This window comes from Polaromonas aquatica, from assembly GCF_042659145.1.
GTDB lineage: Bacteria > Pseudomonadota > Gammaproteobacteria > Burkholderiales > Burkholderiaceae_C > Polaromonas > Polaromonas aquatica.
In genome coordinates this window covers 12877-28670 of the sequence record NZ_JBHSRS010000081.1, presented here as the reverse complement: position 1 = coordinate 28670, position 15794 = coordinate 12877, and the positions used below count along the sequence as shown (strand labels likewise).

The 15794-nt window shown below is 61.6% G+C and carries 15 protein-coding genes; all 15 read left to right on the top strand.

Annotation, left to right across the window (positions count from 1 at the left end; translation table 11 throughout):
• Positions 1–18 precede the first annotated feature (18 nt).
• A complete protein-coding gene (rlmN, locus tag ACFQND_RS16935; RefSeq protein WP_371435328.1) occupies positions 19–1167 on the top strand; it encodes a 23S rRNA (adenine(2503)-C(2))-methyltransferase RlmN in 1149 nt (382 codons plus the stop codon).
• On the top strand, positions 1164–1973 hold the full coding sequence (pilW, locus tag ACFQND_RS16930) for a type IV pilus biogenesis/stability protein PilW (RefSeq protein WP_371435329.1): 810 nt from the start codon (positions 1164–1166) through the stop codon (positions 1971–1973). The genes rlmN and pilW overlap by 4 nt, the downstream gene beginning before the upstream one ends.
• Positions 1966–2970, top strand: a complete 1005-nt coding sequence (locus tag ACFQND_RS16925; RefSeq protein WP_371435330.1) for a helix-turn-helix domain-containing protein — start codon at positions 1966–1968, stop codon at positions 2968–2970. Before pilW ends, ACFQND_RS16925 begins: the two co-directional genes overlap by 8 nt.
• Entirely contained in the window at positions 2970–4244 is a 1275-nt protein-coding gene (gene ispG / locus ACFQND_RS16920; RefSeq protein WP_371435331.1) for a flavodoxin-dependent (E)-4-hydroxy-3-methylbut-2-enyl-diphosphate synthase, read from the top strand. The genes ACFQND_RS16925 and ispG overlap by 1 nt, the downstream gene beginning before the upstream one ends.
• Positions 4245–4249: 5 nt before the next feature.
• Positions 4250–5599, top strand: coding sequence for a histidine--tRNA ligase (gene hisS / locus ACFQND_RS16915; protein WP_371435332.1), 1350 nt, complete (start codon positions 4250–4252; stop codon positions 5597–5599).
• 80 nt (positions 5600–5679) lie between these two features.
• Positions 5680–6363: a YfgM family protein gene (locus ACFQND_RS16910; protein WP_371435333.1), complete on the top strand. Its 684-nt coding sequence runs from the start codon at positions 5680–5682 to the stop codon at positions 6361–6363.
• Positions 6360–7520: an outer membrane protein assembly factor BamB gene (gene bamB / locus ACFQND_RS16905; RefSeq protein WP_371435334.1), complete on the top strand. Its 1161-nt coding sequence runs from the start codon at positions 6360–6362 to the stop codon at positions 7518–7520. Before ACFQND_RS16910 ends, bamB begins: the two co-directional genes overlap by 4 nt.
• A gap of 25 nt (positions 7521–7545) precedes the next feature.
• Positions 7546–8889 (top strand): ribosome biogenesis GTPase Der, encoded by a 1344-nt coding sequence (der, locus tag ACFQND_RS16900; protein WP_371435335.1) that lies wholly within the window; start codon positions 7546–7548, stop codon positions 8887–8889.
• A 50-nt stretch (positions 8890–8939) separates the two neighbouring features.
• Positions 8940–9209, top strand: coding sequence for an RNA chaperone Hfq (hfq, locus tag ACFQND_RS16895; protein ID WP_371435336.1), 270 nt, complete (start codon positions 8940–8942; stop codon positions 9207–9209).
• Complete coding sequence (gene hflX / locus ACFQND_RS16890; protein WP_371435390.1) at positions 9206–10399, top strand: GTPase HflX; 1194 nt, start codon at positions 9206–9208, stop codon at positions 10397–10399. The genes hfq and hflX overlap by 4 nt, the downstream gene beginning before the upstream one ends.
• Positions 10400–10455: 56 nt before the next feature.
• Positions 10456–11871, top strand: a complete 1416-nt coding sequence (hflK, locus tag ACFQND_RS16885; protein WP_371435337.1) for an FtsH protease activity modulator HflK — start codon at positions 10456–10458, stop codon at positions 11869–11871.
• 11 nt (positions 11872–11882) lie between these two features.
• Complete coding sequence (gene hflC / locus ACFQND_RS16880; RefSeq protein WP_371435338.1) at positions 11883–12782, top strand: protease modulator HflC; 900 nt, start codon at positions 11883–11885, stop codon at positions 12780–12782.
• Positions 12783–12791: 9 nt separating this feature from the next.
• The gene (locus tag ACFQND_RS16875) at positions 12792–12989 is read left to right on the top strand and encodes a DUF2065 domain-containing protein (RefSeq protein ID WP_371435339.1); all 198 of its coding nucleotides are present in this window, start codon (positions 12792–12794) and stop codon (positions 12987–12989) included.
• Between the two features lie 175 nt (positions 12990–13164).
• On the top strand, positions 13165–14352 hold the full coding sequence (locus ACFQND_RS16870; protein WP_371435340.1) for an ATP phosphoribosyltransferase regulatory subunit: 1188 nt from the start codon (positions 13165–13167) through the stop codon (positions 14350–14352).
• Between the two features lie 53 nt (positions 14353–14405).
• On the top strand, positions 14406–15749 hold the full coding sequence (locus ACFQND_RS16865; protein WP_371435341.1) for an adenylosuccinate synthase: 1344 nt from the start codon (positions 14406–14408) through the stop codon (positions 15747–15749).
• Positions 15750–15794: the final 45 nt, after the last annotated feature.

The following is a 15794-nucleotide window of genomic DNA, read 5'->3' as shown; positions in this document are numbered from 1 at the left end:
TCTGCTGCGTGCCATGAAATGACGGTCAACCTGCTCAATTACGATCTGGATGGTTTGGCTGCATTTTGCGAGCAGCTTGGGGAAAAGCGCTTTCGCGCCACCCAGCTCTTTCGCTGGATTCACCAGAAGGGCGCATCCGGTTTTGACCAGATGACGGACCTGGCGAAGTCCCTGCGCGAAAAGCTCCCGGCTTCTGCCTGCATCGAAGGGCTGAAGGTCGTTTCCCGGCATGATTCGGCGGACGGCACGGTCAAATGGCTGTTTGACGTCGGTGCGGGAGATGTCATTGAAACCGTATTCATTCCGGAGTCCGATCGCGGGACCCTGTGCATCTCTTCGCAGGCGGGCTGCGCTGTCGGCTGCAGGTTCTGCTCGACCGGGCACCAGGGCTTCAGCCGCAACCTGACCACGGCCGAGATCATTGCTCAATTGTGGTTTGCGGAGCACAGTTTGCGGCAACAGTTCAAGCAGGAAGACCGCGTCATCTCCAACGTCGTAATGATGGGGATGGGCGAGCCTTTGCAGAATTACTCGCAATTGCTCCCTGCTCTTCGCATCATGCTGGACGATCACGGTTATGGCCTGTCGCGCCGGCGTGTCACGGTGTCTACGTCCGGTGTGGTTCCCATGATGGACCGCCTGGCGCAGGATTGCCCGGTGGCCCTTGCCGTTTCCCTGCATGCGCCTTCGGACGATTTGCGCAGCAACCTCGTTCCGCTCAACAAAAAATACCCTATTGCGGAATTGCTTGAAGCCTGCGCCCGTTACCAGCAGAGCGCGCCGCGTGATTTCATTACTTTTGAATACTGCATGCTGGACGGTGTCAACGACCAGCCCGAGCATGCAAGGCAGCTGCTTGCCTTGATGCAAAAACATGCCGGCGAAGGCCTGTCCTGCAAGTTCAACCTGATTCCTTTTAATCCGTTTCCGGCCTCCGGTTTGACGCGTTCCGGCATGCCGCAGGTGATGGCGTTTGCAAAGATCCTGATGGATGCCGGCCTTGTGACGACCGTCAGGAAAACGCGCGGTGACGACATTGACGCGGCCTGCGGGCAATTGGCAGGGGATGTACAGGACCGCACGGGTGCGCGGGAGCGCATGGCGTCACAGCGGCAGGGTATGCTCGGCGGCATCAAGGTCGTTGTGGATAAAGGGATTCATACATGAAACTGTTCGGCAATGCCGCCTGGATTTGCACTTTTTGGGGCGCCGTCCTGCTGACTGGTTGCGCCCATAACCAGGGTGTATCCAGCATGGCCGGTGGCAAGGCGGACATCGTGACCGAGTCCGATGAGCCTGACACGCGCAGGCGTGCGCGCCTGCGGCTTGAGCTTGCAAGCGGCTATTTCGAGCAGGGCCAGACCAATGTTGCGCTGGATGAGCTCAAGCAGGCATTGGTGGCGGACCCGAATTTCGCAGAGGCTTACAACCTGCGCGGACTGGTGTACATGCGTCTGAACGACATTCCCCTGGCCGAGGACAGCTTTCGCCGCGCCTTGACGCTTAATCCGCGGGATGCCGACGTGGCACACAACTACGGCTGGCTCTTGTGCCAGCAGGCCCGCTACCGTGAGTCCTTCCAGATGTTTGGGCAGGCCATCGCCAACCCTACATACGGTGGACAGGCCAAAAGCCTGATGGCGCAAGGCGTCTGCCAGGTGCGTGCGGGGCAACTCGCTGAAGCCGAGCAAAGTTTTACCCGCTCCTACCAGATGGATGCCGGCAATCCCCTGACCGGTTACAACCTTGCGCACCTGCTGTACGAGCGTGGCGAACTGACGCGCGCCCAGTTTTATATCCGGCGCCTGAACAACAGTGAACTTGCCAATGCCGAAACCTTGTGGCTGGGCATGAAGATTGAGCAGCGCCTGAACAATCGCGAAGTCGTATCCCAACTGGGAGACCAATTGAAAAAGCGTTACGGGCAGTCACGGGAAGCTGCTGCCTATGAGAAAGGTGCCTTCAATGAGTGAACTTGCCGCACCATCCCCGCCAGAAAATTCGCCGGCCGATGCTGGCGATTCCGTCAGCGCCGGCGTGCTGCTCCGGCAGGCTCGCGAAGCGGCCGGCCTGCATATTGCCGCTTTGGCCGTTTCCCTCAAGGTGCCTGTCAAAAAACTGGAGGCTCTGGAGTCTGACCGTTTTGACCTGCTGCCGGATGCCGTGTTTGTTCGTGCCTTGGCCTCCAGTGTTTGCCGTACCCTCAAGATAGACGCCGCGCCCATACTTCAGCGTTTGCCGCAAACGGGCCGCCCCAGGCTGACGCATCCGGGGACGGGCATCAATGCGCCGTTTCGTGCGCCCAGCGATGGGCCCGGCCCGTCGATCTGGGCCCAGATTTCCCGGCCTGCAGTGCTTGCCGGCCTGGTGTTGCTGCTGGGGGCGCTGGTGCTTATCCTGCTGCCGGCGGTGAAGACCGGCGGCAATGATGCGCAGCCTGAGCTGGCATTCCGTCCTGTGAGCAACGAGTCGGCCGATGCTGTGGCTGCTGTCGTCCTGGCTGAAGCAGGCCGCGAAGATATGGCGAAGCCGCCAAAAATTGACAGCGACATCCCTTTGCCGGCTGCCGCTTCGGCCAGCGCGGCCCTGCCAGTGCAGGCATCCCGCTTGCCGGCTACGCCGACGGTGCTGGTTTCTCCTGCGCCGGCAACTGTTGCTCCGGCAGCCGGTAGCCCAACGCAGGCGCTGGCGGCACCGGCTGGCGCTGCCAGCGCGGCTTTGGTCACGCCATCGACGGGCATCGTCGTGTTCAGTGCCAAGAGCGAGTCGTGGGTTGAAGTGACCGACTCCAAGGGACTGGTTGTTTTGCGCCGGACCCTGAATGCCGGTGAGGTTGCCGGTGCCTCGGGGGCATTGCCGCTTGCCGCTGTCGTCGGCCGGGCCGATGCCACGCAGGTGCAGGTACGCGGCAAGGCCTTTGATTTAAGTGCCTTCGCCAGGGACAATGTTGCGCGATTTGAGGTGAAGTAGTGCCGTCAAGCAGTCCGATTGAAGTTGCCTTTCCCAAGGCCCGCAGTTCCCGCCAGGCGCGGGTCGTATGGGGAAGCCGTGTGGTTACCGTAGGGGGGGATGCTCCTGTGCGTGTGCAGTCCATGACCAACACGGACACGGTCGATGCGATTGGCACGGCGATCCAGGTAAAGGAACTGGCGCTGGCGGGCTCTGAAATGGTCCGCCTCACGGTCAATACCCCTGAAGCTGCGCAAGCCGTGCCGTATGTGCGCGAGCAGCTTGACCGAATGGGCATTGACGTGCCTCTGATCGGCGACTTCCACTACAACGGCCATCGCCTGCTGACAGACTATCCGGCCTGTGCCGAGGCCCTGTCCAAATACAGGATAAACCCCGGTAACGTAGGCAAGGGCGACAAGCATGACAGGCAGTTCGGCCAGATGATCGAAGCCGCGATGCGCTGGGACAAACCCGTGCGTATCGGCGTGAACTGGGGCAGCCTCGACCAGGAACTGCTGGCCAGCTTGATGGATGAAAACAGCGCCCGGGCCACGCCATGGGATGCCAAACAGGTGATGTACGAAGCGCTCATCGCCTCGGCCATCGATTCGGCACGCCTGGCTGAAGGGATGGGCATGAACCGTGACCAGATCATCCTGTCTTGCAAGGTCAGCGGCGTGCAGGACCTGATTTCGGTTTACCGTGAACTGGCAAGGCGCAGCAGCTACGCGCTGCACCTTGGCTTGACGGAAGCCGGGATGGGCACCAAGGGCACGGTGGCTTCGGCGACTGCCTTGTCCATCCTGTTGCAGGAAGGCATAGGCGACACCATTCGTGTGTCGCTGACGCCGCAGCCCGGTGAGGCCCGTACCCAGGAAGTGGTGATCGCATCGGAAATCCTGCAGGCTATCGGCTTGCGGAGTTTTGTGCCCAGCGTCACGGCCTGCCCGGGATGCGGGCGCACCACCAGCACGACCTTTCAGGAGCTCACGCAGGAAATCGACAATTTCCTGCGGGCGCAGATGCCCGTCTGGCGGGCCCAGTACCCTGGCGTTGAAAAACTCAAGGTCGCCGTCATGGGCTGCATTGTCAACGGCCCGGGAGAGAGCAAGCATGCCGACATCGGCATCAGCCTGCCGGGATCCGGCGAGGCGCCTGCCGCACCCGTTTACATTGACGGCGAAAAGAGCGTCACCCTGCGCGGCGAGCACATTGCGCAGGAGTTCCGCGTCATCGTTGAAAACTACATTGAAAAGCGCTTTGGCACGCAGCCTGCGGCCCTGGCCATCTGAACTTCATGGACGAAAAACTGACATCCGGTAAACCGGAGAAATCGCCTATGGCCAAAACTGAAAAACTGACCGCCGTCAAAGGCATGAACGACATCCTGCCGCCCGAATCGGCCCGCTGGGAGTGGTTCGAGGCCAAGGTACGGGCGCTGATGGCGCGCTATGCCTACGCCAATGTGCGCACGCCCATCGTCGAGCCGACGGCGCTCTTCGTGCGCGGCCTTGGCGAGGTGACCGACATTGTCGAGAAGGAGATGTATTCCTTCGTGGACTCGATGAACGGCGACAGGCTCACGCTGCGCCCCGAGGCCACCGCCGGCATCGTGCGCGCGATGATCGAGCACAACGCGCTGTACAACGGGCCGATGCGGGTCTGGTCGGCGGTGACGCTGTTTCGCCACGAGCGGCCGCAGAAGGGGCGCTACCGCCAGTTCCATCAGATCGACGTCGAAGCGCTGGGTTTTGCCGGGCCCGACGTGGATGCCGAGCAGATCCTGATGTGCCGGGCGCTGCTGCGCGACCTGGGCATTCCGATGGAACACGTGCGGCTCGAATTGAACAGCCTGGGCCAGCCCAGCGAGCGCATGGCGCATCGCGCCGCGCTGATCGCGCACTTCGAGGCGCATGCCGATGTGCTGGATGAAGACGCCAAGCGCCGGCTGCACAGCAATCCGCTGCGCATCCTCGACACGAAAAATCCCGCGATGCAGGCGGTCGTCGAAGCGGCGCCGCAACTGATGGACTTCCTCGGCGAGGCCTCGCTCGCGCACCTGAACGCGGTGCGCGCGGTGCTCGACGCGGTGGGGCTGACCTACCGCATCAATCCGCGCCTGGTGCGCGGCATGGACTACTACAACCTCACCGTGTTCGAATGGATCACCGACAAGCTCGGCTCGCAGGGCACGGTCTGCGGCGGCGGGCGCTACGACGGCCTGTTCGAGCAGCTCGGCGGCAAGCCGACGCCGGCGGTCGGCTGGGGCATGGGCGTGGAGCGCATGCTGCTGCTGCTCGAGGCGGTCGGCGTGCTGCCGCCCGCGAGCGCGCCCGACGCCTACGCGATTGTGCCGTCGGCGCAGGAGATGCCAGCCGCGATGGCGGCCTGCGAAGCTTTGCGCACCGCCGGCGTCAATGTGCAGATGCACGCTGGCACGGGTGAAGGCCTGGGCAGCATGAAATCCCAATTCAAGAAGGCCGACGGCAGCGGTGCGCGCCATGCGCTGATTTTCGGCACGGACGAACTTGCCCAGGGCTGCGTCGCCGTCAAACACCTGCGCGGCGAAAAAGACCAGGACCTGCAGGCGCAGGCGTTGCAGCCGCTGGGCGATGTGGCGGCCTGGGCACACACCTTGCGCGGCTAAGCCGCCGGGGGCCTGTCCCGGCCCTCTACAATCACCACAATTCAATCCGCGCCGTTATCGGGCAGAACAAACAGACATTTATGGCAAAACATCTCGATCTGGAAGAGCAAGAGCAAGTTGCTGAACTCAAGCATTTCTGGAAGCAATATGGCGACATCATTACCTGGGTGCTGATTGTCGTTTTTGGTGCTGTTGCCGCCTGGAACGGTTACCACTACTGGCAGGGCCGGCAGGCATCGCAGGCTGCGGTCATGTACGACGAGGTCGAACGCGCCGTCCAGTCCGGCGACACCGCCCGTCTGGATCGCTCGCTGGCTGACATGAAGGATCGTTTTGGCGGTACTGTTTATGCCGGGCAGGCCGGGCTTCTGGCTGCCAAGGTCTACTACGACAAAGGCAATGCCGATGCTTCCAGGGCTGCTTTGAGCTGGGTTGCCGAAAAGGCTTCCGATGAAGGCTACCAGTCCATCGCCAAGCTGCGCCTGGCCGGCATGCTGATGGAAACCAAGGCCTACGACGAGGCCCTGAAGCTGGTGTCTGGTTCTTTCCCCAAGGACTTTGTGGCCCTGGCCGCTGACCGGCGGGGTGACATCCTGGCGGCGCAAGGCAAGAAAAATGAAGCCAAGGCAGAGTACGAAAAGGCCTACAAAGGGTTGGACGAGCGGGCAGAATACCGGCGCCTGGTCGAGGTCAAGCTCAACGCGCTGGGTGTAGATCCTGCCGCCGTTGCCATCCCAGCAGCCGATTCCGGGGTTAAAAAATGATTTTCAAGCCTTTTAGGCCTCTGGCCTCCGTCCTGCGCGCGCCGCTAGCTATTATTTTCATAGCGTCCTTGTCCGGTTGCTCGGTGTTCTCGTTTTTCAGCAGCCCAACCAAGCCGCAACCTGCCACGTTGCAAGCCGTTAGTGGCGTGGTGTCGGCCAAACAGGCATGGACCAGCCGGATTGGACCCGTGACCTTTCCACTCGACATCAATGTTTCGGGCAGCACGGTGTTTGTGGCGGGCAATGACGGCTCCGTAGCCGCGCTCGATGCACGCACCGGTGGCGATGTGTGGCGTACGACGGTCGGTGCGCCGATTGCCGCAGGCGTGGGCAGCGACGGGAAAGTCGCCGCCGTGGTGACGCAGGCCAACGAAGTCGTCGCGATCCAGGATGGCCGCGAGATCTGGCGCCAGAAACTCAACGCCCAGGCCTATACCTCGCCATTTGTCGCCGGCGGGCGGGTTTTTGTGCTGGCGGCCGACAGGTCGGTCAACGCCTTCGACGGCCAGACGGGCCGCAAATTGTGGACGCAACAACGGCCTACCGAGCCGCTGGTGCTGCGGCAATCGGGCGTGCTTCTTGCCGTTGGCGACACGCTGGTGGTAGGCCTCTCGGGCCGGCTGGCGGGCCTGAACCCCTCCAACGGCAGCATTCGCTGGGAGGCGCCGATTGCTTCGCCGCGCGGCATCAACGACGTGGAGCGGCTGGTCGACCTGGTTGGCCGTGTCAGCCGTGATGGCGACATCGTGTGCGCCCGTGCATTCCAGGCCAGCATTGGCTGTGTCAACACCGCACGCGGCAGTTTGCTGTGGACAAAACCTGCCAATGGCGCAGAAGGCATTCATGGCGACGACCGTTTCCTGTTTGGCACCGAATCCGACGGCGTTGTGCTGGCGTGGCGCCGTGCGGATGGCGAGCGTGCCTGGACGACGGACAACCTGCGCTATCGTCACCTGACGGCGCCGCTGGTGGTTGGACGTTCGGTGGCGATCGGCGATTCCGCCGGTTTTATTCACCTTTTGTCGCGTGAAGACGGTTCCGCACTGAACCGGCTTACGACAGACGGCTCCGGCATTGCTGCGGCGCCCACGCTGGCCGGCAACACCCTGATTGCGGTGACCCGCAACGGTGGTGTGTACGGTTTTGTACCTGAATGACCTTTTGGTCGCATGAAATGCTTCGATGAAACCTGTTATCGCCCTGGTGGGCCGCCCCAATGTAGGCAAGTCGACGCTTTTTAACCGGCTTACCAAGACGCGCGACGCCATCGTTGCCGACTTTGCCGGCCTGACCCGTGACCGTCACTACGGCAACGGAAAACTCGGTGAGCACGAATACATCGTGATCGACACCGGTGGTTTCGAGCCCGATGCGCAAAGCGGCATCTACAAGGAGATGGCCAAGCAGACCCGGCAGGCTGTGGCCGAGGCCGATGTGGTTATCTTTGTGGTTGATGCCCGCGCCGGCGTCAACGCGCAGGACCACGACATTGCCAAATACCTTCGAAAGCTGGGCAAACCGGCGCTGCTGACCGCCAACAAGGCCGAAGGCATGACCGAAGGCGTGCAGCTTTCGGAGTTTTTTGAACTGGGCCTGGGTGAGGTGCTGGCGGTATCGGCCGCGCACGGCCAGGGCATGCGCACGCTGGTTGACAGTGCGCTGGCCTTGCTGAACCTGCCGGAACCCGATGAAGAGGCTGAGCCGCAAGACCCGTCCGTAATCCGGCTGGCAGTGGCCGGCAGGCCCAATGTGGGCAAATCGACGCTCATCAACACCTGGCTGGGCGAAGAGCGCCTGGTGGCGTTTGACCTTCCCGGCACCACGCGTGACGCCATTTCGGTGCCGTTTGAACGCGCAGGGCAGAAGTTCGAGCTGATTGATACAGCCGGCTTGCGGCGCAAAGGCAAGGTTTTTGAAGCGATCGAGAAATTCTCCGTCGTCAAGACCCTGCAGGCGATTGAAAACGCCAATGTGGTGCTGCTGCTGCTGGATGCGACACAGGGCGTGACAGACCAGGATGCCCATATTGCTGGCTACATTCTGGAAAGCGGTCGCGCCGTGGTGCTGGCCGTCAACAAATGGGATGCCGTTGACAGCTACCAGCGCGAACTGTTGGCCCGCTCCATCGAAACCCGGCTGTCTTTCCTGAAGTTCGCGTCCATTCACCAGATATCCGCCATCAAGCGCCAGGGCCTGGCGCCGGTCTGGAAATCCATCATCCAGGCGCATGCGTCGGCCAACCGCAAGATGTCCACGCCTGTGCTGACCCGCCTGCTGCTGGAGGCCGTGCAATTCCAGCAGCCCCAGCGTTCGGGTGTTTTCCGTCCCAAGTTGCGTTATGCGCACCAGGGCGGCATGAACCCGCCCATCATCATCATCCACGGCAACTCCCTTGAGCATGTCAGTGAGTCGTACAAACGCTATCTTGAAGGGCGGTTTCGCAAGGAGTTCGACCTCACGGGTACGCCCATGCGCATCCAGATGAAAACCTCGCACAACCCCTTTACAGACAAGGAATCGAATTAAACCTACATGCATGGCTGGGTTGCTGTGATAAGGTGTAGTTCTCTTAACTCTTGAACACGGAAAATATCGTGAGCAATAACAAAGGTCAGTTACTCCAGGACCCGTTTCTCAATACCTTGCGTAGAGAGCACGTTCCTGTTTCGATTTATCTCGTCAATGGGATTAAATTGCAGGGCCAGATCGAGTCTTTCGATCAATATGTCGTCCTGCTGCGCAATACGGTGACCCAGATGGTGTACAAACACGCCATTTCGACCATCGTCCCGGGGCGCGCTGTGAATTTCGCCGCAGCAGATTCCGAAGAAAGCCCCACCAGCTGAGTTCCGACGACTTTTCCGGCCGTACCAGCCCGCGCGCTGGTCCGCTGGCCATTCTGGTCGGGGTTGATCTGGGCCTCCCCAATTTCGACCACAGCCTTGAAGAGCTCGGCCTGCTGGCCCAAACAGCAGGCCTTCAACCCGTCGAGCGTGTCACCTGCAAACGCAGGGCGCCTGACGCGGCATTGTTTATCGGCAGCGGCAAGGCCGACGAAATCAAGATGCTGGCCCAACAGGTCGGCGCAACGGAAATACTGTTTGACCAGGCCCTGAGCCCGGCCCAGCAGCGTAATCTTGAGCGCCACCTGGAGTTGCCCGTCAACGACCGGACCTTGCTGATACTTGAAATTTTCGCCCAGCGTGCGCGCAGCCACGAGGGCAAGCTTCAGGTGGAACTTGCGCGCCTGCAATATTTGTCCACCCGCCTGGTGCGGCGCTGGTCCCACCTGGAGCGCCAGACCGGCGGTGCCGGTGTGCGCGGTGGCCCGGGTGAAAAGCAGATCGAGCTGGACAAACGCATGATCGGCGAGGCCATCAAGCGCACCAAGGAGCGCCTGGGCAAGGTCAAGAAGCAGCGCCAAACCCAGCGGCGCCAGCGCGAGCGCCGCAACTCTTTCACCATTTCACTTGTCGGCTATACCAACGCGGGCAAGTCCACGCTGTTCAATGCGCTGGTCAAGGCGCGCGCTTATGCGGCCGACCAGCTCTTTGCCACGCTGGACACGACAACCAGGCAGCTCTACCTGGGCGACGCCCATCGTTCGGTGTCCCTGTCGGACACTGTCGGTTTTATCCGCGACCTCCCGCACGGCCTTGTGGACGCTTTTGCCGCCACCTTGCAGGAGGCCGCCGATGCAGACCTGCTGCTGCATGTGGTCGATGGTGCCAATCCCAATCACCTTGAACAGATCGAACAGGTGCAGCGTGTGCTCGACGAGATCGGGGCCGCGGATGTGCCGCAAATCCTGGTGTTCAACAAACTCGATGCCCTTGAAAAATCCCGTTGGCCGCTGCAACTGAGTGACATGTTTGAAGTCAAGGATGCATTCTCTGATTCTGCGACGCGCGTTGACCGGGTTTTTGTGAGTGCGCAAACGGGCGATGGCCTGCCCCTGTTGCGTCAGCTTCTCGTCAAACATACCCTGACCGAACCTGCTGAGGATACCCCCCGGACATCTGAGGTCGTTATCTGACCCGCCAGCTTAATTAGGCACAATGTCGAAGTAATAAAAAAAGCGAGCTTGATCCCATGAATCTGAATCCTGCGCTGCAGACCCTGGTGACTTTGCCTGGTTGGCTGAAACAACGCGCCCAGGGCATGTTTAATCTGAACGATCCCCGATGGGGGCGTGATGATGACAAGTCGACACCCGACGAGTCCAGGCCGGCATCCGGCCCAGAAGGTGGCAATCAGCCTCCGCAGCCCGACAGGCGCCCGCAGGGGCAGGGTCCCAACCAGGGTCCGCCCGACCTTGATGAGCTCTGGCGCGACTTCAACCGCAAGCTCGGCGGCCTGTTTGGCGGCAACAAGAATGCGGGAATGCGCGGCCGTACCGGTGGCGGTAATGGCAGCGGTGGTGGCAATGGCGGCAATTTCCAGCCGGACATGAAAAGCGCCGGCATAGGTGTTGGCCTGATTGCCGGCGTTGCCGTGCTGATCTGGCTCGGCACAGGCTTTTTTATTGTGCAAGAGGGCCAGCAGGCCGTCATCACGCAGTTCGGCAAGTACAACTCGACAGTGGGTGCCGGTTTCAACTGGCGTCTGCCGTACCCGATCCAGCGCCATGAGATGGTTGTTGTGACGCAAATCCGCTCCGTGGATGTGGGCCGTGATACCGTCATCAAGGCCACCGGCCTGCGTGAGTCGGCCATGCTGACTGAAGACGAAAACATCGTTGAAATCAAGTTTGCCGTGCAGTACCGCCTGAACGATGCGCGTGCCTACCTGTTTGAGAGCAAGGACCCCGCCAATGCGGTGGTGCAGGCTGCGGAAACGGCCGTGCGCGAAGTGGTCGGCAAGATGAAGATGGATTCGGCGCTGGCCGAAGAACGCGACCAGATTGCCCCCCGCGTGCGGGCATTGATGCAGACCATTCTTGACCGCTACAAGGTGGGCGTTGAAATTGTCGGCATCAACCTCCAGCAAAGCGGTGTGCGCCCTCCTGAGCAGGTCCAGGCGGCATTTGACGATGTGCTCAAGGCCGGCCAGGAGCGCGAGCGCGCCAAGAACGAAGCGCAGGCCTACGCCAACGACGTGATCCCGCGAGCGGTGGGTTCTGCTTCGCGGCTCAAGGAAGAGTCCGACGCCTACAAGGCGCGTATCGTGGCCCAGGCCGAGGGTGATGCGCAGCGTTTCCGTTCGGTGCTCACCGAGTACCAGAAGGCGCCGCAGGTCACGCGCGACCGCATGTATATCGACACCATGCAGCAGGTGTACAGCAATGTGACCAAGGTCCTGGTCGAGTCGCGCCAGGGTTCCAACCTGCTGTACCTGCCGCTTGACAAGATCATGCAGATGACGGGGCCGGGCGCCGCAGTTGCGCCGGCAGATGCCGCGCTGGGCACTGGCAGTGCGCCTGCAACGCAGGTGGTGCCTGCACCTTCTTCGATCACCGATCCCCGTGCTCGTGATGCTTCCCGCACACGTGACCGCGATACACGCTAAGGAAGACAAAAGTGAATAGAGTTGGATTTATCGCGTCGTCGCTGCTGGTGGTCCTGGCGCTTGTCAGTTCCATGCTGTTTGTTGTGGATCAGCGCCAGTTTGGTGTTGTTTATGCCCTTGGCCAGATCAAGGACGTGGTGACCGAGCCCGGCCTGCATTTCAAGCTGCCGCCGCCTTTCCAGAACGTGTCCTATATCGACAAACGCCTGCTGACGCTGGACAGCGTTGATGCCGAACCGATGCTGACGGCCGAAAAGCAGCGTGTGGTGATCGACTGGTATGTTCGCTGGCGCATCACGCAGCCTACCGACTACATCCGCAACGTCGGGCTGGATGAAAAAGCCGGCGCCAACCAGCTGAACCGAGTGGTGCGCAATGCTTTCCAGGAAGAAATCAACAAACGCACCGTCAAGGACCTGCTGTCTTCAAAGCGCGAAGCGCTGATGGCCGACGTCAAACGTGAAGTGCTGCAGGCCGTGCAGGGCGCCAAGCCCTGGGGCGTGGATGTGGTCGACGTGCGCATCACGCGTGTCGATTATGTGGAGGCCATCACCGATTCGGTCTATAAACGCATGGTGGCCGAGCGCCAGCGCGTGGCCAATGAGTTGCGCTCCACCGGTGCGGCCGAAGGCGAAAAAATCCGTGCCGATGCAGACCGGCAGCGTGAAGTCACGATTGCCAATGCCTACCGCGATGCACAAAAGATCAAGGGTGAGGGCGATGCCGAAGCTGCCCGTGTCTACGCTGACTCGTTTGGCCGGGATCCGCAGTTTGCCCAGTTTTACCGCAGCCTGGACGCTTACAAGGCCAGTTTCAATAAAAAGGGCGACGTGATGGTTCTCGACCCTTCGTCCGACTTTTTCAAGGCCATGCGCGGCTCGGGTGCGGGCTCTGCGCCTGCCAAAAAGTAAGTTTCAGGCGTGGACGGCAACAGCCTCTGGCTGGCACTGGCTTTCATGCTGGTGCTGGAAGGCTTGTTGCCTTTTCTGTCGCCCACGGGCTGGCGCCGGATGTTCGAGCAGATACTCAGGATGAATGACGGCCAGATCCGTTTCTTCGGGCTCTGCAGCATTGTGTTGGGACTGGCGGCGATTGCCCTGCTGTACCTGGTGCCGTGACATCCGTCTCGCCGGCAAACGCATTTAATCAAACCCCAAAAGGGCTGCGAAAGGGCCCTCAGGACAGGCAACTGGCGACCCTATTTTGGGCCGCCAGCCGCATCCGGCCGGCCGCGGCTCGAAAACCGCGCCCAAGCCCGGTAAAATCCTGTTTTTAACAGATCACCTTAAATACATGCCCGCCTGGTCGTCATCATGGCAATTGCCGGATCAAATTGCCGATGTCCTGCCCTCCGAGGCGCGTCATATCGAAGAGCTTCGCCGCCTGTTGCTGGACACGGCCCGCAGCTATGGCTACGAGCTTGTCATGCCGCCGCTGATGGAGCACCTGGAGTCGCTACTCACCGGCACCGGTGAGGCACTTGGCCTGCAAACATTCAAGCTGGTAGACCAGCTTTCCGGCCGCACGCTGGGCCTGCGCGCCGACACCACGCCGCAGGTTGCCCGCATAGACGCGCATTTGCTCAATCGCAGCGGGGTCGCCCGCCTTTGTTATTGCGGCCCGGTGCTGCACACCCGTGCCGACCGTCCGCATGCAACGCGCGAGCCCCTGCAGTTCGGCGCCGAGATTTACGGCCATGCTGGGCTGGAAGCCGACCTGGAAGCCCAGATGCTGGCGCTGGAGGGCCTGAGGGCGTCCGGCGTGACCGGGCTGGCCGTGGACATGGCGGATGTGCGCATCGTCAACAGCCTGCTGGCTGGTGCGACGCTGGATGCCGCGTTTCTTGCGCGCATCCATGCCGCACTGGCGGCCAAGGACGCGAGCGAACTGGACAGCCTGATAGCCGAGCCCAAAAGCGGCATTTCCGCCGCGGCGCGCGCCGGACTCAAGGCGCTGCTCCAGCTTTACGGTGATGCAGGGGTGCTCGCTGAGGCTGAAAAAGTGCTGCCGCCCTTGCCGGGCGTGCGCGAGGCGCTACAAAATTTGAAGTGGCTGGCGTCCCGGACGGCCGCCGGCGGAGATGTCAAGGTCAGCTTTGACCTGGCCGACCTGCGCGGTTATGCCTATTACAGCGGCACGCGTTTTGCCATTTACGGGCAGGGCGCAGAACTGGCGCGCGGCGGCCGTTACGACGAGGTCGGCGCGGTGTTTGGTCGCAACCGGCCGGCAGCCGGTTTCAGCCTGGACCTGAAGGAATTGGTCAGCGTTTTGCCGCCCCGTCCGCTCAAGGCCGCCATTCGCGCCTCCTGGGGCGAGGCTGAAGGCCTGAGCGCCGCCATCGCCCGCCTGCGCGCCAGCGGCGAGACCGTCGCCTGTGTGCTGCCGGGCCACGAGCACGAGGTCAATGAGTTTGATTGCGACCGCGAACTGGCCCATGTGGCCGGTCAATGGGTGGTCCAGCCCCTGAAGAAGGCCGCATGACGGGGCACCCCGCTTCCGGCTTTTATCCCACGAACCCTTAACGAGAACTGAAGATGACAAACAAACAAACCGCTACCGCGGGCCGCAACGTCGTGGTCGTGGGTACCCAATGGGGCGATGAAGGCAAGGGCAAGCTGGTCGACTGGCTGACCGAGCTGTCCCAGGGCGTGGTGCGCTTCCAGGGCGGCCACAATGCCGGCCACACGCTGGTCATCAACGGCGTCAAGACGGCACTGCACCTGATCCCCAGCGGCATCATGCGTCCCGGCGTCAAGTGCTACATCGGCAATGGCGTGGTGCTGTCGGCCGGCAAGCTGTTTGAGGAAATCGAAGGCCTTGAAAAAGCCGGCGTGGAAGTCCGCTCGCGCCTGCGCATCAGCGAGGCCTGCCCGCTGATTTTGCCGTTTCATGCGGCACTCGATATTGCCCGCGAAACCTTCCGCGAAAAAGGCGGCACCACCAAGATCGGCACCACGGGTCGCGGCATAGGCCCGGCTTACGAAGACAAGATCGCCCGTCGTGCCCTGCGCGTGCAGGACCTGAAGTACCCGGAGCGTTTTGCCGCCAAACTGCGCGAACTGCTGGACCTGCACAACTTTGTGCTGACTGGCTACCTCAATGCACCGGCGATTGACTTTGATACGGTCTACAACGAGGCCATGCGCCATGCCGAGCTGCTCAAGCCCATGATGGCCGACGTTTCACGCGAACTCAACGACGCCCACAAGGCCGGTGCCAACCTGCTGTTTGAGGGCGCACAGGGCACCTTGCTGGACGTGGACCATGGCACCTATCCCTATGTGACCTCCAGCAACTGCGTGGCCGGCAATGCGGCAGCGGGTTCGGGCGTGGGTCCGGGCATGCTGCACTACATCCTCGGCATCACCAAGGCCTATTGCACACGCGTAGGCGGCGGTCCTTTCCCGACCGAACTCGACTGGGAAACCCCCGGTACGCCCGGTTACCACATGAGCACCGTGGGCGCCGAAAAAGGCGTGACCACCGGGCGCAGCCGCCGCTGTGGCTGGTTTGACGCGGCGCTGCTCAAGCGTTCCGCCCAGGTCAACGGGCTCACCGGCCTGTGCATCACCAAACTCGACGTGCTGGACGGCCTGGACAAACTGCTGCTGTGCACCGGTTACGAGCTGGACGGCGAAGTCACCGACATCCTGCCCATGGGTGCCGATGAAATCGCGCGCTGCAAGCCGATTTACGAAACGCTGGATGGCTGGAGCGACAGCACGGTGGGCGTGACCGACTACGCCAAGCTGCCCGTCAGTGCGCGCCTGTACCTGCAGCGCATCGAGCAGGTGACCGGCGTGCCGATTGCCATGGTCTCGACCAGCCCGGACCGCGACCACACCATCATGCTGCAGCACCCGTATCTGGCTGAATAAGGCTGGTTTACGTGTCAAATTGCCCTCTAGCCCCCATGCAAAAAG

Coding starts and splice junctions, on each gene's coding strand:
- rlmN (WP_371435328.1), top strand. CDS start 19: ATGACGGTCAACCTGCTCAATTACGATCTGGATGGTTTGGCTGCATTT.
- pilW (WP_371435329.1), top strand. CDS start 1,164: ATGAAACTGTTCGGCAATGCCGCCTGGATTTGCACTTTTTGGGGCGCC.
- ACFQND_RS16925 (WP_371435330.1), top strand. CDS start 1,966: ATGAGTGAACTTGCCGCACCATCCCCGCCAGAAAATTCGCCGGCCGAT.
- hisS (WP_371435332.1), top strand. CDS start 4,250: ATGGACGAAAAACTGACATCCGGTAAACCGGAGAAATCGCCTATGGCC.
- ACFQND_RS16910 (WP_371435333.1), top strand. CDS start 5,680: ATGGCAAAACATCTCGATCTGGAAGAGCAAGAGCAAGTTGCTGAACTC.
- bamB (WP_371435334.1), top strand. CDS start 6,360: ATGATTTTCAAGCCTTTTAGGCCTCTGGCCTCCGTCCTGCGCGCGCCG.
- der (WP_371435335.1), top strand. CDS start 7,546: ATGAAACCTGTTATCGCCCTGGTGGGCCGCCCCAATGTAGGCAAGTCG.
- hflK (WP_371435337.1), top strand. CDS start 10,456: ATGAATCTGAATCCTGCGCTGCAGACCCTGGTGACTTTGCCTGGTTGG.
- ACFQND_RS16870 (WP_371435340.1), top strand. CDS start 13,165: ATGCCCGCCTGGTCGTCATCATGGCAATTGCCGGATCAAATTGCCGAT.
- ACFQND_RS16865 (WP_371435341.1), top strand. CDS start 14,406: ATGACAAACAAACAAACCGCTACCGCGGGCCGCAACGTCGTGGTCGTG.